Origin of the sequence: Tabrizicola sp. M-4 (assembly GCF_051132405.1) — a bacterium.
GTDB lineage: Bacteria > Pseudomonadota > Alphaproteobacteria > Rhodobacterales > Rhodobacteraceae > Paragemmobacter.
This window is the reverse complement of sequence record NZ_CP128606.1, coordinates 990476-1013752: the sequence shown is the minus strand read 5'-3', so window position 1 is coordinate 1013752 and position 23277 is coordinate 990476. Positions and strand designations below refer to the sequence as shown.

Sequence of the window (23277 nt, the reverse complement as noted above, 5' to 3'; positions counted from 1 at the left end):
GAGCGGCGCGCCATGGGCATGATCCTGTCATCCTTCCTCGCCGCGCTCGGCCAATGGACCGACGCGCGCTTCCGCCGCGTGGTGCTTCTGGGCGTGGCGCTGACGCTCGCCCTGCTCGTCGCCGTCTATGCGCTGATGCTGGTGGCGATCCAATGGCTGGTGCCCGAAACCACCACCCTTCCCCTGCTCGGCCCCGTGGGCGGGCTGGACACGCTGCTCTCCTTCGGCTCCATCCTCCTGATGCTGCTGGCCTCGGTCTTCCTCATGGTCCCCGTCGCCTCGGCCTTCACGGGCCTGTTTCTGGAAGACGTGGTGGATGCGGTGGAGGACCGCCATTTCCCCACCCTCCCCGACGCCCGCCCGCAGCGCCTGAGCGAGGGGCTGATCGGCGCGGTGAACTTCTTCGGCATCGCGCTGGCCGCGAACCTGATCGCGCTCTTCCTCTGGCCCTTCGCGGGGCCGCTGGTGCCCGTGCTCTTCTGGTCGGTGAACGGCTACCTGCTGGGGCGGGAATATTTCACCCTCGTGGCCCAGCGCCGCATCGGGCGGGACGAGGCCAAGGCGCTCTGGCGCGCGAACAAGGCCCGGATCTGGGGCGCGGGCGTCCTTATGGCCGCGCCCCTGTCGATCCCGCTGGTGAACCTTCTGATCCCGGTCTTCGGCGTGGCGACCTTCACCCACCTCTTCCACCGCCTGAACCGCCGCTGATCCGGCGGAGCGGCGTGCCGCCGCAAGCCTTTCCTGTCGTCGGCGCATGCGCGCCTCCTCCGGGGTCAGGGGGCGTTCCGCCCCCTCTTGGCCGTTCCGGCCAATTCACCCCCTGAGGGTATTTGTCCCCGGCACGAAGGGGGGATCACTGATCCTTCGGCACGACCCGCAGCCGCAATTCCCGCAACTGCTCGTTCGTGGGTTCGCTCGGCGCGCCCATCAGCAGGTCCTCCGCCCGCTGGTTCATCGGGAACATGATCACCTCGCGGATGTTCTGCTCATCCGCCAGCAGCATCACCGCCCGGTCGATCCCCATGGCACAGCCCCCGTGCGGCGGCGCCCCGTATTTGAACGCCTTCACCATGCCCCCGAACCGCTTGTCCACCTCCGAATTCGGATAGCCCGCCAGTTCAAAGGCCTTGTACATGATCTCCGGCTTGTGGTTCCGGATGCCGCCCGAAATCAGCTCATACCCGTTGCAGGCAAGGTCATACTGATAGGCATGCACCGCCAAAGGGTCGCCCATCAGCGCCTCCATCCCGCCCTGCGGCATGGAGAAGGGGTTGTGGGAAAAGTCGATCTTCCCGTCATCGGTCTTTTCATACATCGGGAAGTCCACGATCCAGGCAAAGCGGAACGTATCCGTCTCCGCCAGCCCCAACTCCCGCCCGATCTCGTTCCTCGCCTTGCCCGCGACGGACAGGAACTGCTCCGGCTTCCCGCCAAGGAAGAAGGCCGCATCTCCCAGCCCCAGCCCAAGCTGCTGACGGATCGCCTCGGTCCGTTCGGGCCCGATATTCTTGGCCAGCGGCCCCGCCGCCTCCATCCCCGACCCGTCCTCGGCCTCGCGCCAGAAGATGTAGCCCATCCCCGGCAGACCTTCCTTCTGGGCAAAGGCATTCATCCGGTCACAGAACTTCCGGCTGCCCCCCGTCGGCGCTGGGATCGCGCGAACCTCGGTCCCCTCATTCTCCAGAAGCTTCGCGAACACCGCAAAGCCCGAACCCCGGAAATGCTCCGACACGATCTGCATCTTGATCGGGTTGCGCAGGTCCGGCTTGTCGCTGCCGTACCACAACAGCGAATCCTTGTAAGCAATGCGCGGCCACTCGGCGGGCACCTTGCAATCCGGCCGGAACTCCTCGAACAGCCCCTGAATGACGGGCTGCACTGCGGCGAACACATCCTCCTGCTCGACGAAGCTCATCTCCACGTCCAGCTGGTAGAAATCGGTGGGCGAACGATCCGCGCGCGGATCCTCGTCCCGGAAACAGGGCGCGATCTGGAAGTAACGGTCGAACCCCGCCACCATGATCAACTGCTTGAACTGCTGCGGCGCCTGCGGCAGCGCATAGAACTTGCCCGGATGCAGACGGCTGGGAACAAGGAAGTCCCGCGCGCCTTCCGGCGAAGACGCCGTGATGATCGGCGTCTGGAATTCGTTGAACCCCTGACCCCACATCCGGTTGCGCAAGGACCGCACGACATTCGACCGCAGCATCATGTTGCGATGCAGCTTCTCCCGCCGCAGGTCGAGGAAGCGATAGGTCAACCGCGTCTCTTCCGGGTAATCCACCTCACCGAAGACCGGCATCGGCAGCTCTTCCGCCGCACCCAGCACCGTCATCCCCGTCGCATAGACCTCCACCTCCCCGGTCGGGATCTTGGGGTTCACCAGCGCCGCATCCCGCGCCTTCACCCGCCCGTCGATGCAGATGACCCACTCCGCCCGCACCTTCTCGATGGCGGCAAAGGCGGGCGAGTCACTGTCCGCCAGAACCTGCGTGATCCCGTAATGGTCGCGCAGGTCGATGAACAGCACGCCGCCGTGGTCGCGCACGCGATGCACCCAGCCCGACAGGCGGACCGTCTCGCCCACATGGGCCTTGTTCAATTCGGCGCAGGTATGGCTGCGATAGGCGTGCATCATGCTCCCCCTTGCGAGGCATCTTCGATCATCGCGCCGATACACCCCTTGCCGCAGGCGAAGTCAAGGCCCGCAAGGCCCGCACAGCCCCTCCGTGCAACCCTGCACAACGCCCGCGCGCCCCTGCCCGCTTCCCACATCCGCGCACCGGCCCCATATGGGACGCAACAGCAAACATCACCCGAAAGGGCAAAGCCATGACCAAGATCCCCGGACTCCACCACGTCACCGCCATCTCCGGCCCGCCGCAGGCGAATGTCGACTTCTACGCGGGCACCCTGAAACAGCGCCTCGTGAAGAAGACGGTGAACTTCGACGCGCCCGACACCTACCACCTCTATTACGGCGACCGCACGGGCAGCGCGGGCACCATCCTCACCTTCTTCCCCTTCGCCGAGGCAGGCCCCGGCCGCGCCGGCCCCGGCATGGCCTCCGCCTATGCCTATGCCATCCCCAAGGGCGACTTCGACGCGATGATCGACGAGCTTTCGGAGGGCGACAGCTTCCTCCCCGCCCTCACCGAACGCTTCGGACAGCGCGTCCTGACCCTGCGCGACCCGGACGGGGCCCCCGTGGAACTGATCGAAACCGAAGGCGCGACCGACCGCCACGGCTTCCACTCCGTCACCCTCTGGGAACGCGACCCGGACCCGACCGCCCGACTGCTGACCGAGGCTTTCGGCTACGAAGTCCAAGGGTCCGAACGCAACCCCGGCGGCGAACGCCTGCGGCTCAAGGCCCCCGGCAACGACCGCGCCAACATCATCGACATCTGGCGCGCCGATGTCCCCACCGTGCCCCGCCCCGGCAAGGGCACGATCCACCACGTCGCCTTCCGCGCCAAGACGCAGGAGGACCAGCACCACTGGCAGGAGGCGCTCCTGAAATTCGGCCACCGCACGACGCCGGTGATCGACCGGCAATACTTCAACGCGATATACTTCCGCGAACCGGGCGGCGTCCTCTTCGAAATCGCCACCGACCCGCCGGGCTTCGCCGTGGACGAACCCGTCGAAACGCTGGGCACCGCGCTCAAACTCCCACCGCAGCACGAACGCCTGCGCGACCGGATTGAGGCGACGCTGCCCAAACTCAAGGTCCCCGCATGAAACGCGCGGGCCCCACGCAAAACGCCACCGCCGGGATCGTGCTCCTGCACGGTCGCGGCGGCTCGGCCACCGACATCCTGTCGCTGATGTCCCACGCCGCCCTCCCCGAGGTGGCCGCCATCGCGCCCGAGGCCCCCGGCAACAGCTGGTGGCCCACCTCCTTCCTCGCGCCCAGCGCCCAGATGGAACCCTTCGTCACCGCGGCCCTCGCGCAGGTCGAAGACGCCATCGCCACCCTGACGGCCGAGGGCATCCCCGCCGGCAGCATCTGGCTTGCAGGCTTCTCCCAAGGCGCCTGCCTCGCGGCCGAGGCCTATGCCCGCCACGGCAAGGCGCTGGCAGGCCTCATGGCCTTCTCCGGCGCGCTGGTCGGCACCGCCGATGCGGAAGGCCCGCCCAGCGTGGCGCTCTATGGCCATGCGCCGAAGCGGTTCGACTATACGGGCCACCGCAAGGGCCGCGTCTGGCTCTCGGTGCATGAACGCGATCCGCATATCCCGCTCGCCCGCGTGCAGGAAACCGCCACCACCCTCACCGCCCTCGGCGCGGCGGTGGAAACGAAGCTCTACCCCGGCGCAGGCCATGGCGTGATGCGCGACGACATCGCCGCATTGCAACGCCTGCTTGCCTCCTGATCCGACCGTCGCAGGGGGCTGTCCGCCCCCTCGTCGCTGCGCTCCTCACCCCCGAGGGTATTTGTCCCAAGACGAAACACCCCTTCGTCTCGGCGAAAAATACCCTCAGGGGTGAATTGGCACGCCGAAGGCGGGACAAGAGGGGGGCGAGCCCCCCTTGACCCCGGAGGAGGCGCGCAGGCGCCGACGACAGGAAAGGCTTGCGCCGGATGCGGCACGCGGCCGGCGCTCCGCTCACTACCCCGCCCAGACCGCCGGGATCAGCCCCCGCAGCGCATTCCCCACCCAAAGCCGTACCTGCGGCAGGTCACGCGCCAAGAGCACCTCCTCCGGCACCGCCATCTCCTCCCGCAGCACCCCCGGCAACAAACCGCAGGCCAAGGGCGGCGTCCGCATCCCCGCGCCCCGGTCGAAGAAGACCGTCGTGATCGTCCCGTCGCAGACCTCGCCCCGCTCGTTCAGGAATACCACCTCATCCAGCCCCGCCGCCAACTCCGCCCGCGCCGCGTCATAGGTCCCGCGCCGCGTCGATTTCACCCGCAGCCACGGATCACCCGACGCCAACCGCGCCGCCGCCAGCCCGACGCGCCACTCGGCCTTTCCCGCAGGCAGGGGCGCGACCGTCACCTCCACATCCCCCACGGCCCCGAGGGTCAGCCGCACGCGCAGGGGCGCATCGCCCACCGCCCCGCGCAACGCCCGCTCCACCGCGCGAGGATCGCAAGGAAAGCCAAGTGTCCCCGCCCCCCGCGCCAGCCGCGCCAGATGCAGCGACAGCCGTGGAAACCCCGCCCCGTCCCACAGAAGCGTCTCGATCAGCCGGACGTCCCCAGCCCTTCCGCGTAGCGCGCCTTCCACAGCGCCTCCTCCCATTCGCCATCGGCGGTGGAATCCTGCACCACGCCGCCGCCCACGTTCAGCACCACGCGCCCTCCGTCGAACAAAGACAAGGTCCGGATCGCCACGTTCCACACCGCATCGCCCGAAGGCGCCATCCACCCCATCGCCCCGCAATAGACGCCCCGCGCGCGCCCCTCCACCTCGCGAATGATCTCCATCGCGCGGATCTTCGGCGCCCCCGTGATCGACCCGCAGGGAAACAGCGCCCCCATCAGCCCCGCCAGATCCGCCCCCGCCACCAGCCGCCCCGTCACCGTCGAACTCATCTGATGCACCGTGGCAAATGGCTCCACCGCGTAAAGCTCCGGCACCTTCACCGACCCCACCTCGGATATCCGCGCGATATCGTTCCGCAGCAAATCGACGATCATCAGGTTCTCCGCCCGCGCCTTCTCCGACGCGAACAACTCCGCCGCCAGCGCCGCATCCCGCACCGGGTCTGCATCGCGCGGCGCGGTCCCCTTCATCGGACGGGCCGAGATCACGCCCCCCTCCACCCGGAAGAACAGCTCGGGCGAGCGGGACATCACGACAGGCCCCACCCCCAGATCGCAGAACACCCCGTATCCCACCGCCTGCCGCGCCCGCAAAGCGCCGTAAAGGCCCAGCGCCGTCCCCGCCTCCAGCCGCGCCGAAAGGGGAAAGGTCAGGTTGATCTGATAGCAATCCCCTGCCGCGATATAGCCCATCACGCGCTCCATCGCCGCGCCATAGGCCGCCCGCGTGATCCCGCGCCGCAGCCGCGACAGCCGCGCCGCCCCCGCCTCCGCCCCCGCTTGCGCCAGCACGCCGCCCGCATCGGCAGGCCCGTCGAACACCCCCAGCGCCACCAGGGGCCCCGGCCGCCGCCGCGGCATCAGCCGCGCCAGCTTCGGCTCCAGCGCATAGCCCGCCTCATAGGCCACATAACCCGCGACCCATGCCCCCGCGGCCCGCGCCCGGTCGGCGTGGCCCAGCGCGCCGCGCACCTGATCCGCCCGCCGCGCCACGATCACCTCGCGCGCGCCGTCAAACAGCGCAGGCACCCCGCCCGGACCATGTTCGAAAAGGATCACGCGGCCCAACTCCATTCCATCGCGGGCCGAGATAGCACCGCCCCCCCCCCCCGACCAGCCCAGCCGCGACGCCTTGCCGCCCCGATCCGCCCGGGCAAGCATTTTCTGACGCAGAAAATGCGCCGAAATCTGACGCAGATTTCGGCCCCCCATCCGCGCGCCATCAGCCACCCGCAAAATTCTGCGCCAGAATTTTGCGCGATTTTTGCGCCAAAAATCGCGTCCGCCGCGACGCCGCGCACAATCCCTTGCGCCCCGCGCCCCACTCCCCTAAACCCCCGTCAATTTGCGCAATGCACGAATCCTCCACCCGCAGCCACACCGCCGCGGGATGGCACATGCGGGACAGGACCATGCCGAAAAGAACCGATATCTCCTCCATCATGATCATCGGCGCAGGTCCCATCGTCATCGGACAGGCCTGCGAATTCGACTACTCCGGCGCACAGGCCTGCAAGGCCCTGCGCGAGGAAGGCTACCGCGTCATCCTCGTCAACTCGAACCCCGCGACGATCATGACCGATCCGGGCCTTGCCGACGCCACCTATATCGAACCGATCACCCCCGAAGTCGTCGCCAAGATCATCGAAAAGGAACGCCCCGACGCGCTCCTCCCCACGATGGGCGGCCAGACCGGCCTGAACACCGCACTCGCCCTCGCCGATCTCGGCGTGCTCGAAAAATTCGGCGTCGAACTCATCGGCGCCAACCGCGAAGCCATCGAGATGGCCGAAGACCGCAAACTCTTCCGCGAAGCGATGGACCGCATCGGCCTCGAGAACCCGAAAGCCACCATCGTCGCCGCCCCCAAACTCGCCTCCGGCAAATTCGACATCGCCGCAGGCGTGGCCGAGGCCATGGCCGCGCTGGAATACGTAGGCCTCCCCGCCATCATCCGCCCCGCCTTCACCTTGGGCGGCACGGGCGGCGGCGTCGCCTACAACCGCGACGATTACGAAGCCATCGTGAAATCCGGGCTTGAGGCCTCCCCCGTGGCACAAGTCCTCGTCGATGAATCCCTCCTCGGCTGGAAGGAATACGAGATGGAGGTGGTCCGCGACCGCGCCGACAACGCCATCATCGTCTGCTCCATCGAAAACGTCGACCCGATGGGCGTCCATACGGGCGACTCGATCACCGTCGCCCCGGCCCTGACGCTGACCGACAAGGAATACCAGATCATGCGCAACGGCTCCATCGCCGTCCTGCGCGAGATCGGCGTGGAAACGGGTGGCTCCAACGTGCAATGGGCCATCAACCCCGCCGACGGCCGCATGGTCGTGATCGAGATGAACCCCCGCGTCTCCCGCTCCTCCGCGCTGGCCTCCAAGGCGACGGGCTTCCCCATCGCCAAGATCGCCGCGAAACTGGCGGTGGGCTACACGCTGGACGAACTTGACAACGACATCACGAAGGTCACGCCCGCCTCCTTCGAACCCTCCATCGACTACGTCGTCACCAAGATCCCCCGCTTCGCCTTCGAGAAATTCCCCGGCTCCGAACCGAACCTGACGACCGCGATGAAATCGGTGGGCGAGGCGATGGCCATCGGCCGCACCATCCACGAGTCCATGCAGAAGGCGCTGGCCTCCCTCGAAACCGGCCTCACCGGCTTCGACGAGATCGCGATCCCGGGTGTCCAGGGGACACCCGTCCCGGGCTCGACCCGGGACCTCGACGCCACCTCGCGCGCCGCCATCATCAAGGCCCTCTCCCAGCAAACCCCCGACCGCCTCCGCGTCATCGCCCAGGCCATGCGCCACGGCCTGACGGATGACGAGATCCAGCAGGCCACAGCCTTCGACCCGTGGTTCCTCGCCCGCATCCGCGAAATCATCGACATCGAGGCGCAGGTCCGCAAGAACGGCCTCCCCGTCGACGCCGCCAACCTCCGCCGCCTCAAGATGTTCGGCTTCACCGACGCCCGCCTCGCCAAACTGACCGGACGGGACGAGGCGCAGGTCCGCCGCGCCCGCCGCAACCTCGGCGTCACCGCCGTCTTCAAACGCATCGACACCTGCGCGGCCGAATTCGAAGCGCAAACCCCCTACATGTATTCCACCTACGAAAGCCCCGTCATGGGCGACGTGGAATGCGAGGCCCGCCCGTCCAAGGCGAAGAAAGTCGTCATCCTCGGCGGCGGCCCGAACCGCATCGGTCAGGGCATCGAATTCGACTACTGCTGCTGCCATGCCTGCTACGCGCTGACCGGCGCGGGATATGAGACCATCATGGTCAACTGCAACCCCGAAACCGTGTCGACCGACTACGACACCTCCGATCGCCTCTATTTCGAACCGCTGACCCTCGAACACGTCCTCGAAATCCTGCGCGTCGAACAGGAAAACGGCACGCTGCACGGCGTCATCGTCCAGTTCGGCGGCCAGACCCCCCTGAAACTCGCCAACGCGCTCCATGCCGAAGGCATCCCGATCCTCGGCACCACCCCCGACGCCATCGACCTTGCCGAAGACCGCGAACGCTTCCAGAAACTCCTCAACGACCTCGGCCTGAAACAGCCCGTCAACGGCACCGCGCGTAGCCGCGACGAGGCCTTCGCCATCGCCGCACAGGTCGGCTACCCCCTCGTGATCCGCCCCTCCTTCGTCCTCGGCGGCCGCGCGATGGAAATCGTCCGCTCCGACGAACAGCTCGACCGCTACATCGCCACCGCCGTGCAAGTCTCGGGCGACAGCCCCGTCCTCCTCGACAGCTACCTCTCCGGCGCGGTCGAGGTCGACGTCGACGCCCTCTCCGACGGGACCAACGTCCACGTCGCAGGCATCATGGAACATATCGAGGAAGCGGGCGTCCATTCCGGCGACTCCGCCTGCTGCCTCCCCCCCCACCAACTCTCGGCGGAAACGGTCGAGGAGTTGAAACGCCAGACCGTCCTCATGGCCCGCGCCCTCCATGTCGTGGGCCTGATGAACGTCCAATTCGCCATCAAGGACGGCACGATCTACGTCCTCGAAGTGAACCCCCGCGCCTCGCGCACGGTCCCCTTCGTGGCCAAGGCGACCGATAGCGCCATCGCCTCCATCGCCGCCCGCCTCATGGCAGGCGAGCCGCTCTCCAACTTCCCCGAACGCGCCCCCTACCCGGCCGGCGTCGGCCCCGACAGCGCGCTCCCCTTGGCGAACCCCAACACGCTCGCCAACCCGATCACCCCGTGGTTCAGCGTCAAGGAAGCCGTCCTCCCCTTCGCCCGCTTCCCCGGCGTCGACCCCCTCCTCGGCCCCGAGATGCGCTCCACGGGTGAGGTGATGGGCTGGGACCGCACCTTCCCCTTGGCCTTCCTCAAGGCGCAGATGGGCGCAGGCACCATCCTGCCCGAAACAGGCCGCGTCTTCCTCTCCGTCAAGGACATGGACAAGACGGCAGCATTGGCCTCCGCCGCCCACGACCTCATCGCCATGGGGTTCGAGATCGTGGCAACCCGCGGCACCGCCGACTGGCTGAAGTCGCAGGGCGTGAAGTCCGAGGCGGTGAACAAGGTCTACGAAGGCCGCCCAAACATCGTCGACCGCCTGAAGAACGGCGACATCGCGCTGGTGATGAACACGACCGAAGGCACGCAGGCCGTCAGCGACAGCCGCGACATCCGCCGCGTCGCGCTGATGGACAAGATCCCGTATTTCACCACGGCAGCCGCGTCGATCGCGGCAGTGGCGGCGATGAAGGCGCGGGGCGAGGGGTATGGGGTGCGAACGTTGCAGGGGTGATACCCCGAGGGTTGAAACCCGCACCGCGAACTGCTATAGCTACCTTGCGGCTTATCATACGGTGGCCGCTTCTATCTAGGGGCACCCTCGGGTGCCCTTTACTTTTCAGTAACCGAGTTTGCGGGGTAGCCATGCAAATCGCTGTTTTCGTTGATGCAGGCTATCTTTACGCACAGGGATCGACCCTCATAGCGGGCAAGAAACAGCCGCGAAACCTCGTGATCCTGAACGTCGAGGCAACGCTGACAGCATTGCGCCGGCTTTGCGACGAAGTGGCCCCGGGCCAGCGGCTCCTTCGCATCTACTGGTATGATGGGCTTCCCCGCAGCGGCCGCATGAGTTCCGAACAAGAGCAGGTCGCAAGCGCCCCCTATACGAAGCTCCGCCTTGGCGTGATCAACAGCAACGGCGAGCAGAAGGGCGTCGACTCGCTGATCGTCACCGACATCATCGACCTTGCTCGGAACCGCGCCGTAACCAGCGCCCTCGTCCTGTCCGGTGACGAAGACATCCGGATCGGCGTGCAGATCGCACAGACCTTCGGAGTCCAAGTCCATCTCCTCGGCATCAAGCCCGCACGGGGTTCGCAGTCGCCGGATCTCATCCAAGAGGCCGACACCCACCACGAGTGGACAGAGGACCTGATGAAATCCCTCATTTCGATCCTCGAACAGGATTTCGATCCTGAAACGGATCGCAAGATCGTGCCGGGGAACTCTCAGACCGCTCAGGCAGCACAGCCTATCGAAACCGTCTTCGACACGGCGATCAACGACTGCATGAACACGGTCGACACCCGTGTCCTTGAGATTGCGACTGCCGCCTTCAAGGCTAATCCGAGCGTCGTTCCCTCCGAACTCGACCGCCCAACCCTGGGCCGTATCCGCAACACGCTTGGCCGCGACCTGACAGAGGTTGAACGCAAATCGTATCGAGCACGCTTCAGGGCCGTTCTGGCCCAACACTGACCGACCCCTAGCCCGCCCCCATCCCCCTCACCCGCTCCTCCATCCGCGCCCTTGCCTCCACCTCCCGCTCCGCCGCATCCGGCCCCGGCCCCGCGCCCATCATCCGCGCCGTCTCGCCCCACAGGGGCCGCTCCCCCTCCATCCGCACCCGGAACTCCGGCGCCGTGTCCGCCCCCCGGATCACCCCCGCCAGTCGCGCATGCATATAGGTCCGCAGCACCCGGTTGATCCGCGGCCCATAGCCCAGCCCCATCGACCGGAAGAACCGCACCAAATCCCGGTCCAGCCGCAGCGACACCCGCTCCGTCCCATACCGCCCCTCCTCCTGCGCGATCTCGTGCCACTCCGGCGGGATGCGCCCCGTCACCTCGATGCGGTTGTGCAGGTCCCATTCCAGCCGCCGCATCGCATCGGCCATGTAGTGGTAATGCGCCGCCGCCTTCCCCCGCATCTTCCCCGGTTCCATCGCACCCTCCGCGCCAAAGACCAGCCGCCACCCTGCCTCCACCGCCTTACCAACCCCCTACCGCACCGCCCGCTGCGTGCTGACACTTTGCGGCACAGATTCCGGCACGGAACCCGGACGGTTGACTTTGCCCCCGAAAACCCCCATCTCCCCCTCACGCCCGCCCTCCGCTGCCGCGTGAGCAGCCCTTAGGGGAGCTGGACCGGGCCACAGGTTCCCACCCTCACGCAGGGGTTCCGCGCCGCGCGATCGGCGCACCACCTGCCACCGGCCGCCCTGACGCGGCCCCTCTTGGCCTTGCGATTAAGGCCGGAAAGACAACGCACATGACCACCTTCGCCGACCTCGGCCTTTCCCCCAAGATCCTGAAAGCACTGGAAAAAACCACGCTGAAGGACCCCACCCCCATCCAGGTCCAGGCCATCCCCCATGTGATGAAGGGCCGCGACCTCATGGGCCTCGCCCAGACCGGCACCGGCAAGACGGCGGCCTTCGGCCTGCCGCTCCTGCACCGCCTGCTGGACATCGGCCACCCGCCGGGCCCGCGCAACGTCCGCGCCCTGATCCTTGCGCCCACGCGCGAACTCGTCACGCAAATCTCTGATAACCTTACAATTTTCACCAAAGGCACCCCCGTCAAGGTCCTCACCGTCGTGGGCGGCGCCTCCCTCAACCGGCAGGCCATGGCCCTTGCGCGCGGCGCCGACGTGCTCGTCGCCACGCCGGGTCGCCTGATCGACCTCCTCGAACGCGGCGACGTCTCGCTCCAGAACACGGGCTATCTGGTTCTGGATGAGGCCGACCACATGCTCGACATGGGCTTCATCCACGCTCTCAGGAAGATCGCGAAGCATATCCCCCTGAAAAGACAGACACTTCTCTTCTCCGCCACCATGCCCAAGGATATCGAGGAGATCGCCGGAACCTACCTCCGCGACCCCGTCCGCGTGCAGGTCGCCCCCCCCGGCAAGCCCGCCGAAAAGATCGTCCAAGGGGTCCATTTCATCCCCAACGGCGACAAGGCGAAGCTTCTGGAAGAGTATCTCAAGAAACACCCCGGCGAACAGGCGCTGGTTTTCGGCAGAACCAAGCACGGTTCAGAGAAACTTAGCAAATTGCTGGCACAATGGGGCTTCAAGGTCGGCTCCATCCACGGCAACAAAAGCCAGAACCAAAGGGATCGCACTCTGACGGAATTCCGCAACGGCGAACTCGACGTCCTTGTGGCAACCGATGTCGCCGCGCGCGGGATCGACATTCCGGGCGTGCGGCATGTCTACAACTACGACCTGCCCAACGTGCCGGAAAACTACGTCCACCGCATCGGCCGCACCGCCCGCGCGGGGGCCGAGGGCAACGCCGTCGCCTTCTGTGCGCCCGCCGAGATGGGCGAACTGCAAGCTATTGAAAAGGTTCTGAAAAAACCGATTCCGGTGATCGGCGGCGCGCCTTGGGCCGCCGATATCGTCGCAGCTGCCCCGAAACCCGGCCAGAACCGCAACCAACGCCCCGGCGGCGGTCGCCCCGGCCAGAAACCGCAGGGACGCCCGCAGGGCAAACCCCAAGGCCAGCGCCCTGAACACCAGTCGCAGGCCCCCAAACCCCAACCGAAGCAGGGTGCCAAACCCGCCCGCCCCGTGGGCGGCGGCGGCTCTCCCACCCGCTCCGGCAACAGCGGCAAACCGCGCCAGCACCAAGGCGGACGCCGGGGCTAAGCCCCTTCATCCGTTCAAAAATATCCTCGGGGGGAGGGCGCGGCACGCGCCCGCGGGGGGCGGAAAGCCCCCCCGTCCCGCAGCCGTCTCCCCCTAGCCACGCCGCAGGCGATGCGCTAATCCCCCCGCATGGCCAAGCTCTACTTCCACTTCTCCACGATGAACGCAGGGAAATCGACCCTGCTCCTGCAAGCCTCGCACAACTACCGCGAGGGGGGCATGGCCACCTATCTCATCACCGCCCAATTCGACAACCGCGCGGGACAGGGCCGCATCGCCTCCCGCATCGGGATCGGCGAGGATGCCGACACCTTCGCCCCCGGCGAGGACATGTTCGAAAAGATCAGCCAGCGCCTCGAAAAAGGCCCCGTCGCCTGCATCTTCATCGACGAAGCACAATTCCTGTCGAAGGATCAGGTCTGGCAACTCGCCCGCGCCGTCGACGACCTGAAGGTCCCGGTCATGTGCTACGGCCTCCGCGTCGACTTTCAGGGCAACCTTTTCCCCGGTTCTGCCGCCCTGCTAGCCTGGGCCGATGAAATGCGCGAGGTCCGCACCATCTGCCATTGCGGGAAAAAGGCGACCATGGTCATCCGCCGCGGCCCCGACGGTCGCGCCCTGACGGCAGGCGAACAGGTGGTGATCGGCGGGAACGAGACCTATGTCAGCCTCTGCCGCAAACACTGGCGCGAGGCGGTCAGCGATCGCTGACCCCAAACTTCTTCGAAGAAATTTGCAAAAATCTTCAAAGATTTCTGGCCACCGCCAACTACCCCTCCACCGCCTTTGCCCGCAGCGCGATCATCGACCCCGCCACCACGATCAGCACCATCCCCGCCACCGCCAGCGGCGCAAGCCCCGTCCCCCAGAGCACCCATGTCCAGAAGGCCGAGGCGGGCAGGATCACATATTCCAGCACGCTCGCTTTCGAGGCCTCGGTGATCTGATAGGCCCGGATCATCATCCCAACCCCGATCAACGACCCCGCCGCCTGCACGAAGGTCCAGAAATAGAAGGTCCCGCCCGGCCAGACCGGCCCGCGCTGCAGGAACCCCTCCGCCCCCTCCGGCACGGGCAGCGGCATCATCCACAGGACCGCCATCCCCACGGCCCCAATCACCCCCAGCGCGGCAAAGAACCCCGCCAGCAGCGTCTCGGCGCTTTCCCCCGCGCACCATTCCCGCGTCGCGATATTGCCCATCGCATACATCGCCCCCGCCAGCACCGGCAGAACGGCAGGCAGCGACGCCCCCGCCAAAGCCTCGGGGCCCAGCACCAGAACTACCCCGGCAAACCCAAGGATCACAGCAAAAATCCTAACCGGCCCAATGGGATGGCCATAGACGAAACGCGAAATCAGCAGCACCCAGATCGGCGCGGTGAACAGCCCCGCCGCCACCAGCGCCACATCCAGAAAGGCCAGCGCCCCGAAATAGATCACCATCGCCGCGCCATGGATCGACGACCGCGCCACCACCGCCCCCCACCGCTGCGGCCGCAGCCTCAGACCCATCGGCACCATCGCCAAGGCCAGCAACACCGCCGCCATCAGGCTCCGCGTCAGATGGAACTGCCACAGCCCCGCCTCCTCGGCGATCACCCGCACGTAATTATCGGTAAAGCCGATGACCATCGCATAGACAAGGATCAACCCCGCCGCCGCCAGCGTCCTGTCGGAATTGCTCATGAAATTGCCTTTTCGTCCCTCTCGCTTCCTCTGTGAACCCTGCTACCTTCCCCCTTGCGCGCCCGAAAACGACATGTCTTGGAATTATCACGGGGAGAGTGACCTATGGGCTGGCTGGCCGACGAGACGGGACTGGAGAAGAGCGCGGCGAACTACGTCCCCCTGACGCCGCTCAGCTTCCTGAAACGCGCCGCCGACATCCACGCGAACCGAACCGCCGTCGTCTGGAAATCCACCCGCCTCACCTATGCCGACTACGCCGAACAGGTCTCCCGCCTCGCCTCCTCCCTCGCGCGCCGCGGCATCGCACCGGGCGACGTGGTCGCCACCCTCATGCCCAATATCCCCCCGCAGGCCGTCGCGCATTTCGGCGTCCCCGCCGCAGGCGCGATCCTGAACACGATCAACACCCGCCTCGACGCCGACACCGTCGCCTATATCTTCGGCCATGCGGGCGCCAAGATCGTCCTCTGCGACACGGCCTTCCTCCAGTTGGCCGAAGAGGCGATCAAGCGCATGGAAGGCCCCGCCCCCCAGATCATCGAAGTCGCGGACGAAGGCTTCACCCCCTCCGGCCATTACCTGACATACGCCGCCCTGCTCACCGAAGGCGACCCGGCGGCGGACTGGATCATGCCCGAGGATGAATGGGAATCCATCGCCATCAACTACACCTCCGGCACCACGGGCCGCCCCAAGGGCGTCGTCTACCACCACCGTGGCGCCTACCTCTCTGCCACCGCCAACATCCTGTCGTGGAGGATGGTGCTGCACCCCGTCTACCTGACCATCGTGCCGCTCTTCCACTGCAACGGCTGGACCCATACTTGGATGACCCCGATCCTGGCCGGAACCCTCGTCTGCTGCCGCGACATCACGGCGAAAGCCATCTACGACGCCATAGCGGATGAGAAAGTCACCCATTTCGGCGGCGCGCCCATCGTCCTGAACACCATCATCAACGCCAAGGACGAAGACCGCCGCCCCTTCGACCACATCGTCGAAGTCTTCACAGCAGGCGCCCCGCCCCCCGCCGCAACGCTGGCCGCCTTCGAACCCTTGGGCTTCAACGTCACCCAAGTCTACGGCCTGACCGAAACCTACGGCCCCGCCACGGAATGCACATGGCGCGAGGAATGGGAGGGCGCATCAAAAGACGAACGCGCCGCCTACAAGGCCCGCACCGGCATCCCCATGCCCATGCTCGAAGGCGCCGAAGTCCATGACACCAACGGCAACCCCGTCCCCCGCGACGGCCAGCACCTTGGCGAAATCGCCATGCGCGGCAACATGGTGATGAAGGGCTATTACAAGAACCCCAAGGCCACCGCCGAAGCCTTCAAGGGCGGCTGGTTCCGCTCCGGCGACATCGCCTTCCAGCACCCGGACGGCTACATCAAGATCACCGACCGCGCCAAGGACATCATCATCTCGGGCGGCGAGAACGTCTCCTCCGTCGAAGTCGAAGGCGTCCTGATGCACCACCCCGCCGTCCTCCTCTGCGCCGTGGTGGCCAAACCGGACGAAAAATGGGGCGAAGTCCCCTGCGCCTTCGTCGAACTCAAACCCGGCCAGAGCGCCACGGAAAAGGACCTCATCGCCTTCTGCCGCGAACGCCTCGCGGGGTTCAAGACGCCGAAACACGTCATCTTCTCGGAACTCCCGAAAACCTCCACCGGCAAGATCCAGAAATTCGAACTCCGCGCCGTGGCGAAGCTGATGGAAAAAGCCTGACCGCGCGCCCGCGACCGACGTTGCAAAAGGGGGCCAGCCCCCTCGCCCTGCGGGCTCACCCCCGGGGTATTTGAGCCCGAAACGAAGCAGCCTGCCTTCGTCCCGGTCCAAATACCCACCTTGCGCCGCCTCTCGCGCAGCGAGGCGAAAAACGGGGCGGTTGCGACGGAGGAAGGCCGGACAAAGCGCCCCCTTCGCTTGTGGCGGCACTGGCGCTGCGCTAACGTTCCGGCCAACGGATTCAAGCCGAACCGAGGCAGCACCCGCGCATGACCGCGCTGAAGAAATACCAGAGGCTGGAAAGCCCCGGCCTCTGGCGCGACACGCCCGAGGCGCAGCGCCGCGAGGTCGTCGTCGCCTTCCGCGAGGCGACCCTCGTCCTGTCGGATCCGCGCACGGAACTCCCGCTCAGCCACTGGTCCCTGCCCGCTGTTGAACGGCTGAACCCCGGCAATCTGCCCGCCCTCTACAGCCCCGCCCCCGACAGCGACGAGACGCTGGAGGTGGACGATCCCGACATGATCGCCGCGCTGGAAACCATCCGTGGCGTGGTCAAGCGGCGCAGCCCACGCCCCGGCCGCCTGCGCGGCACGCTGCTGGGCGGCGGCACGCTGGCCATCCTCGCCGTCGGGGCCTTCTTCCTGCCCGATACACTGGTGCGGCACACCGCCTCGGTCCTGCCCTCCGCCACCCGCGCCCAGATCGCCGAGGCCGCCGTGGCCGACCTTTCGCGCCTGACCGGGGCCCCCTGCTCCACCCCGCTTGGCAACCGCGCCCTTGGCATCCTGTCGGAACGGCTCTTCGGCGGGGCGGGGGTCACCCTTCTCGTCCTGCGCGATGGCCTGCCGCAGGCGGCAGCTCTGCCCGGAAACGTCATCCTCCTTGGCCTGCCGATGATCGAGGCGGCGCAAACGCCCGAGGTTCCCGCCGGTTTCGCCATCGCCGAAACCTTCCGCGCACAGGGCGAGGACCCGCTGCTTCCGCTGCTCAGGCAAGCGGGCTTCACCGCCACCGTCCGGCTGCTCACCTCCGGCACCTTGCCAGAGGGGGCCTTGGCGGGCATGGGCGAAGGCTTCCTCGCAGCCCCCCGCCCCGCCTTGCCCGAGGAACCCCTGCTCGACCGGTTCGAGGCGGCGGCCGTCTCCTCCGCCCCCTACGGCTTCGCGCTGGACCAGACGGGGGAAACCACGCTGGGCCTGATCGAGGCTGATCCCTATCGCGGCGGAACGCCCCGCGAATTGCTCAATGCCGAAGACTGGGCCGCGCTGAAGGCGATCTGCGGTTGACGGGGGCGGGCCGTCCCCGGCCCACCCGCAAGCCGCTATCTCACGAAGGCATCGCCAAAACCCGCCCCGCGCGCCGCGCGCAGCGCCGCCTGCGCCTCATCGCCCGAGGCAAAGGGTCCCGCCATCACCACCTGCACCGCCTTGCCGCCGATCCGCCCCTCCGTCCGGGCCACCGGCAGACCAAGCGCCGAAAGCCGCGCCGCCGCCCCTGCGGCATTGGCGGGCACGCCGAAACTGCCCACCTGCACGAAGATCCGCCCGCCGGCCACCGGCTGCGGCTGCACCTCCCGCACGGGCGCCGACTTGGTCGAGGCGGATACCCGCACCGGCGCTTCCTGCGTCGGGGCGCTCGCCATCTCTTCCTGCAGGGGCCGCGCGGGCAATTGCCGGGTCCAGACCTGATCCTGCGCCGCCATCCCCTCTGCCGTGCCGACCCCGCGCAGCGGGTTCAGACGGTCATCCTTCCATGCCAGCTTATAGCCCTGCGGTACCTGCACGCCCGGATCGGCGACCCGCGCCCCGGCCACGCCCGAGCCGATACCCGCAGGCTGCCCCAGCGGCACCAGTTTGGGCGACAGCGAGGCCCCAACGCCTTGCGGATGGACCGGGGCACGCAGCCCCTCCAAAGTCCCGTCGCCGCGCGTGCAGACGATCACCGTTCCCCCATTGGTCAGGCGCAGGCGCTGCGCCACCGGGGTGGAGGCGAGGCACCCCACTTTCTGCCCGCCCGGCACCGACCGCGGCACCGTCATGGGCGCAGGCGTCGCCGCCATGACAGGCGGCTTGGCAACGGCGGCAGGGCGCATCTGCGCAACAGGCGCAGGCGTATAGCTCTCGGGCGGCGGCTCTGCCGCAGCCACCCGCGCCGGGGCGGCAGGCCTTGGCGCCACGGGCTGGACAGCCGGGGCCTCGGCCACGGCCACAGCACCGCCGAATGTCGGTGGATAGCCGCACATCGGCCGACGGTCCCGGTCCACGCGCGGAACCCAGTTCACCCGACCGCCCAATCCTGCACGCAGGAAGACGCAGCCACGGCTGTCGACGAATTGCTGCCCCGAGAACCCCGCCGGAGGCCGCTCACGCGGGCCACCGATATCGGCGGTCGATTGGGCAAGGGCGGAAAACGCCCCAAGTCCAAGGGCCAGGATCGCCCCTGCAGAAACCTTCACGAACATGACTACCCCCCAGTAGCGTAGGGGCAGAATGCAGGATCATGGTTCCGGGGTAAAGGGGCCAGCCTACTTTATTTTGTGCCGAACATCCGATCGCCCGCATCGCCTAGGCCCGGAACGATGTATCCGCTCTCGTTCAGGTGGCTATCGACAGAGGCCGTGACGATGGGCACATCGGGATGCGCCTCCTGCATCCGCTTGATCCCCTCGGGTGCCGCCAGAAGGCAGAGGAAGCGAATCTCCTTCGCCCCTTTCGCCTTGATCAGGTCCACCGCCGCCGCACTGGAATTGCCCGTCGCCAGCATTGGATCGACCACGATGGTGATGCGGTCCTCCATCTGCTCGGGCAGCTTGCAGTAATATTGCACCGGTTGCAGCGTCTCGTGATCCCGATAAAGCCCCACGAACCCCACCCGCGCCGCCGGGATCAGTTCAAGGATACCGTCCAGAAGCCCATTCCCCGCCCGCAGGATCGACACCAGCGCCAGCTTCTTCCCCTCGATCGCGGGGGCGTCCATTTCTTGCAGCGGCGTCTCGATCCGCTTCGTCGTCATCGGCAACTCGCGGGTCACCTCATAGGCCAGAAGCAGGCTGATCTCCCGCAGCAACTGCCGGAAGGACGCGGTGGACGTGTCCTTTTCCCGCATCAGCGTCAGCTTGTGCTGGACGAGCGGATGGGTCACGACGGTCAGGTGGTCAAGCATCGGCGCTCTCCAGTTTCTTCAGGACTCTTGCCCGCGTATCGCCATCGCAGAAGGCCGCGTCAAGCGAGGTGCGCGCGATCCCCGCGAAAACCCCGTCATCCCAGTCAAAGGCATCGTGCAGCCGGTCATATTCCCGCGCCATCGTGGTGTGGAAGAAGGGCGGATCGTCCGTCGACACCGTCACCTTCACGCCCCGCCGCCACAACTCGCCAATCGGATGCTTGCGCCATGTCGGGTAAATCCCCAGCGCGATGTTCGACCCCGGACAGACCTCCAGCACCACCCCCCGCTCGGCCAGTTCATCGACCAGCGCCAAATCCTCGATGGCCCGCACGCCATGCCCGATCCGCTCCACCCCCAGATCGCGCACCGCATCCCGCACAGACTCAGGCCCGCCCCATTCCCCCGCATGCGCCGTCAGCCGCAGCCCCGCCTCGCGCGCGCAGTCGAAGGACCACAGGTAATCCTTGGGCTTGCCGATCTTCTCATCCCCTGCAATCCCGAACCCGACGATCCAATCCCCCGCCGTCTCCGCCGCGCAAAGCGCAGTCTCCCGCGCCTTCTCGGGTCCGAAATGCCGGATGCAGGTGATGATCCCGCGCAGCGTGATCCCCATGTCCCGCTCCGCCTTGTCCGCCGCCTCGCGCATCGCGTGCAGATATTCCCGCCACGCCCCCACATCCCGCCCGCCGCAGAAATCGGGGCTCAGGAACGTCTCGGAATAGAACACCCCCGACTTCGCGCTCTCCTCCAGCACCGCCAAGGTCAGCCGCGCGTAATCCTCGGGCGAAGTCAAAACCGACGTCGCCGCCTCATAGACCTTCAGGAAATCCCAAAAATCCTTGTATTTATAGTCGCCCCGCTCATCGAAGATGCCGCCGATATCGGCCTTCTTCTCCTTCGCCAAGCCACGGATGAAGGCAGGCGGCGCGGCCCCTTCCAGATGCAGGTGCAACTCGACCTTCGGCAGCCTCGAAACGCTCACAGGAAGCTCCTCCCCGGCCCTTCCGCCGCAATCCCCAGATGCGCCGCCACCGACGCGCCCACATCGACGAAGCCGCGCAGGCCGAAACTGCCGCCCCCGACCCCATGACAGACCACAGGCACCCGCTCCCGCGTATGCTCGGTCCCCTTCCACGTCGGATCATTCCCGTGATCGGCGGTGAACACCGCCAGATCACCGGGCCTCAGCCGTGCCAAAAACGGCCCCACCCGACTGTCGAACCATTCCAACTGCCGCGCATAGCCCGACACGTCGCGGCGATGCCCGAAATTCGTGTCGAACTCCACGAAGTTCGCAAAGGTCAAGGACCCCTCCTCCGCCTCCGCCCCCAGCCGGTCCAGATGATCGAAAAGGGCAGCGTCATCCTTGCCCTTGTGCAGATGGGTGATCCCCCGATGGCTGAATATATCCCCGATCTTCCCCACCGCATGCGTCACACGCCCCGCCCCCTGCACCCAGTCCAGAAGCGTGCGGGACGGAGGCGCAATCGCGAAATCCCGCCGGTTCCCCGTGCGCCGGAAACTCCCCGGCTCCCCCAGGAAAGGCCGCGCAATCGCCCGCCCGACCCTCATCGCATGCAGCCTCGGCGCAAGGTCGCGGCACAGGTTCACCAGCCGCTCCAGCCCGAACACCTCCTCATGCGCCGCGATCTGGAAGACCGAGTCCGCCGAAGTATAGCAGATCGGCCACCCGGTCCGCATATGCTCCGCCCCCAGATCGTCGATCACCTGCGTCCCCGAGGCGTGACAGTTGCCAAGGATGCCACCCACCCCCGCCAGCCGACACACCTCCGCCACCAGATCATCGGGGAACGCAGGCACCGTATCGGGAAAATAGGTCCAGTCCCAAGGCACCGGCACCCCCGCCAATTCCCAATGCCCCGAGGGCGTATCCTTCCCCCGCGACACCTCCGTCGCAGCCCCCCAGAACCCCGAAGGCGCCGCCCCCAACCCCGGCGCATCCGCGCCCGAGGCCAACCGTATCGCCGCCCCCAACCCCAGCGCATCGAGGTTGGGCACGCGCAAAGCCCCGCTCCGCCCTTCCTCCGCCCGGCCCGCCGCGCATTCCGCCGCGATATGGCCCAGCGTATTGGACCCCGCGTCGCCAAAGTCGGCTGCGTCCGGCGCCCCGCCGCAGCCCACGCTATCCATCACGATCAGAAAGGCCCGCGCCATCATCCCACCCGTTTCAGAACCAGCGGCGGCTCCTCCGGCGCGGAGGTGCCCACCCGATAGGCCGCCTGCACCGCCTTCACCGCCCGCTCTGCCGCAGCCTCATCCGCCGCATGCACCATGCACAGCGGAACGCCCCGCATGACACCCTCGCCCAAACCTGCCAGATCGCTCAGCCCCACCGAAGGGTTGATCCGGTCCCCGTCCCGCAGCCGCCCGCCGCCCAGATGCACCACCGCCTCACCAAGGCCGCGCCCATCGATCCCTGCGATGAACCCGTCACTCTCGCAGGGCACCTCCACCATCACCGGCGCGGAAGGCAGCCGATCCGGCCAGCGCTCCACGAAATCCGCAGGCCCGCCCTGCGCCGCGACCATGCGCCCGAACCACTCCGCCGCCTGCCCGTTCTCAAGGGCCTCGATGATCCGACCCTCGCCATCCTCGGCATCCGCTGCCAGCCCGCCCAAAGCCAGCGCCTCACCACCCAGTGCCGCCGTCAGGTCCCACAGCGCGGCATTCACCGAGGTGCCGGTCAGCGTCTCCATCACCTCGATCACCTCCAGCGCATTCCCCGCCGCCGTCGCCAGAGGCTGGCTCATGTCGGTGATCAGCGCCCGCGTCATGCACCCCGCCCCCTGCGCCGTCTCCACCAGCGCCCGCGCCAGCACCTCCGCCTTTTTCAGCGTGTCCATGAAGGCCCCGGACCCGCATTTCACGTCAAGCACCAGCGCCTCCAACCCCGCCGACAGCTTCTTCGACAGGATCGACGCCGTGATCAGGTCCACACTCTCCACCGTCGATGTCACATCCCGCACCGCGTAGAGCCTGCGATCCGCCGGCGCGATCTCTGCGCTCGCAGCCACGATGGCACAGCGCACCTCGCCCACCTGCCGCCGCAACTGCTCCTCCGACAGACCTGTCCGGAACCCCGGAATGGCCTCCAGCTTGTCCAGCGTCCCCCCCGTATGTCCCAGCCCACGGCCCGAGATCATCGGCACATAGGCCCCGCAGGCCGCCAGGGCGGGGGCCAGCAGCAAGGACACGCAATCCCCGATCCCGCCCGTCGAATGCTTGTCCACGACAGGCCCGTTCAGATCCCATTGCAGCACATGGCCCGAATCCCGCATGGCCCGGGTCAAGGCGACCCGCCCCGCCTCGTCCAGACCTTTCAAAAGCACCGCCATGGCGAAGGCTCCGGCCTGCGCATCGCTCACCGTGCCATCGGCCAGCCCCCTCGCGAACCACCCCAATTCCTCCGACGAAGGCCGACCCCCGTCGCGCAGCTTCGCGATGATCCCCCGCGCGTCCACC

General features: G+C 67.2%; 20 protein-coding genes. 9 read left to right on the top strand and 11 right to left on the bottom strand.

Annotation, left to right across the window (positions count from 1 at the left end; genetic code table 11):
• Positions 1-18: 18 nt before the first annotated feature.
• Positions 19-708: an EI24 domain-containing protein gene (locus tag TabM4_RS04860; RefSeq protein WP_434621925.1), complete on the top strand. Its 690-nt coding sequence runs from the start codon at positions 19-21 to the stop codon at positions 706-708.
• A gap of 145 nt (positions 709-853) precedes the next feature.
• On the opposite strand, the gene aspS is transcribed toward TabM4_RS04860, so the two are convergent.
• On the bottom strand, positions 854-2635 hold the full coding sequence (aspS, locus tag TabM4_RS04855) for an aspartate--tRNA ligase (RefSeq protein WP_434621923.1): 1782 nt from the start codon (positions 2633-2635) through the stop codon (positions 854-856).
• Between the two features lie 197 nt (positions 2636-2832).
• On the opposite strand from aspS, the gene TabM4_RS04850 reads away from it, so the two are divergent.
• Positions 2833-3744, top strand: coding sequence for a ring-cleaving dioxygenase (locus tag TabM4_RS04850; protein ID WP_434619234.1), 912 nt, complete (start codon positions 2833-2835; stop codon positions 3742-3744).
• Entirely contained in the window at positions 3741-4379 is a 639-nt protein-coding gene (locus tag TabM4_RS04845; RefSeq protein WP_434619231.1) for an alpha/beta hydrolase, read from the top strand. Before TabM4_RS04850 ends, TabM4_RS04845 begins: the two co-directional genes overlap by 4 nt.
• Positions 4380-4616: 237 nt before the next feature.
• On the opposite strand, the gene TabM4_RS04840 is transcribed toward TabM4_RS04845, so the two are convergent.
• The 3 genes from TabM4_RS04840 to TabM4_RS04830 form a co-directional block, all read right to left on the bottom strand.
• Positions 4617-5237: an aminotransferase class IV family protein gene (locus TabM4_RS04840; RefSeq protein ID WP_434619228.1), complete on the bottom strand. Its 621-nt coding sequence runs from the start codon at positions 5235-5237 to the stop codon at positions 4617-4619.
• A complete protein-coding gene (locus TabM4_RS04835) occupies positions 5195-6334 on the bottom strand; it encodes an aminodeoxychorismate synthase component I (RefSeq protein ID WP_434621921.1) in 1140 nt (379 codons plus the stop codon). The genes TabM4_RS04840 and TabM4_RS04835 overlap by 43 nt, the downstream gene beginning before the upstream one ends.
• Positions 6335-6497: 163 nt before the next feature.
• Positions 6498-6725: a hypothetical protein gene (locus TabM4_RS04830; RefSeq protein ID WP_434619225.1), complete on the bottom strand. Its 228-nt coding sequence runs from the start codon at positions 6723-6725 to the stop codon at positions 6498-6500.
• Between TabM4_RS04830 and carB the strand changes: the two genes are divergently transcribed.
• On the top strand, positions 6688-10059 hold the full coding sequence (gene carB / locus TabM4_RS04825) for a carbamoyl-phosphate synthase large subunit (RefSeq protein WP_434619222.1): 3372 nt from the start codon (positions 6688-6690) through the stop codon (positions 10057-10059). The genes TabM4_RS04830 and carB overlap by 38 nt on opposite strands.
• Positions 10060-10190: 131 nt before the next feature.
• The gene (locus TabM4_RS04820) at positions 10191-11027 is read left to right on the top strand and encodes an NYN domain-containing protein (protein ID WP_434619220.1); all 837 of its coding nucleotides are present in this window, start codon (positions 10191-10193) and stop codon (positions 11025-11027) included.
• 7 nt (positions 11028-11034) lie between these two features.
• On the opposite strand, the gene TabM4_RS04815 is transcribed toward TabM4_RS04820, so the two are convergent.
• Complete coding sequence (locus TabM4_RS04815; RefSeq protein ID WP_434619217.1) at positions 11035-11535, bottom strand: BrnA antitoxin family protein; 501 nt, start codon at positions 11533-11535, stop codon at positions 11035-11037.
• Positions 11536-11819: 284 nt separating this feature from the next.
• Between TabM4_RS04815 and TabM4_RS04810 the strand changes: the two genes are divergently transcribed.
• Positions 11820-13208: a DEAD/DEAH box helicase gene (locus tag TabM4_RS04810; protein ID WP_434619214.1), complete on the top strand. Its 1389-nt coding sequence runs from the start codon at positions 11820-11822 to the stop codon at positions 13206-13208.
• Between the two features lie 129 nt (positions 13209-13337).
• Entirely contained in the window at positions 13338-13919 is a 582-nt protein-coding gene (locus TabM4_RS04805; RefSeq protein WP_434619211.1) for a thymidine kinase, read from the top strand.
• Between the two features lie 58 nt (positions 13920-13977).
• Here the strand turns inward: TabM4_RS04805 and TabM4_RS04800 are convergent, their stop codons facing one another.
• On the bottom strand, positions 13978-14895 hold the full coding sequence (locus TabM4_RS04800) for a DMT family transporter (protein ID WP_434619208.1): 918 nt from the start codon (positions 14893-14895) through the stop codon (positions 13978-13980).
• 105 nt (positions 14896-15000) lie between these two features.
• Here TabM4_RS04800 and TabM4_RS04795 point away from each other — a divergent pair, with 105 nt between their 5' ends.
• Together TabM4_RS04795 and TabM4_RS04790 are read left to right on the top strand one after the other, a co-directional pair.
• On the top strand, positions 15001-16629 hold the full coding sequence (locus TabM4_RS04795) for an AMP-binding protein (RefSeq protein ID WP_434619205.1): 1629 nt from the start codon (positions 15001-15003) through the stop codon (positions 16627-16629).
• A 269-nt stretch (positions 16630-16898) separates the two neighbouring features.
• Positions 16899-17915, top strand: a complete 1017-nt coding sequence (locus TabM4_RS04790; RefSeq protein ID WP_434619202.1) for a hypothetical protein — start codon at positions 16899-16901, stop codon at positions 17913-17915.
• Positions 17916-17950: 35 nt separating this feature from the next.
• On the opposite strand, the gene TabM4_RS04785 is transcribed toward TabM4_RS04790, so the two are convergent.
• The 5 genes from TabM4_RS04785 to TabM4_RS04765 form a co-directional block, all read right to left on the bottom strand.
• Positions 17951-19090, bottom strand: coding sequence for an SPOR domain-containing protein (locus TabM4_RS04785; protein WP_434619199.1), 1140 nt, complete (start codon positions 19088-19090; stop codon positions 17951-17953).
• 68 nt (positions 19091-19158) lie between these two features.
• A complete protein-coding gene (gene upp / locus TabM4_RS04780; RefSeq protein ID WP_434619196.1) occupies positions 19159-19791 on the bottom strand; it encodes a uracil phosphoribosyltransferase in 633 nt (210 codons plus the stop codon).
• Positions 19784-20776 carry an adenosine deaminase gene (locus TabM4_RS04775; protein WP_434619193.1) on the bottom strand — a complete coding sequence of 331 codons (993 nt, stop codon included), beginning with the start codon at positions 20774-20776 and terminating at the stop codon, positions 19784-19786. The genes upp and TabM4_RS04775 overlap by 8 nt, the downstream gene beginning before the upstream one ends.
• Positions 20773-21969 (bottom strand): phosphopentomutase, encoded by a 1197-nt coding sequence (locus TabM4_RS04770; protein ID WP_434621919.1) that lies wholly within the window; start codon positions 21967-21969, stop codon positions 20773-20775. The genes TabM4_RS04775 and TabM4_RS04770 overlap by 4 nt, the downstream gene beginning before the upstream one ends.
• Positions 21969-23276, bottom strand: a complete 1308-nt coding sequence (locus TabM4_RS04765; protein ID WP_434619190.1) for a thymidine phosphorylase — start codon at positions 23274-23276, stop codon at positions 21969-21971. Before TabM4_RS04765 ends, TabM4_RS04770 begins: the two co-directional genes overlap by 1 nt.
• Between the last annotated feature and the right edge of the window lies 1 nt (position 23277).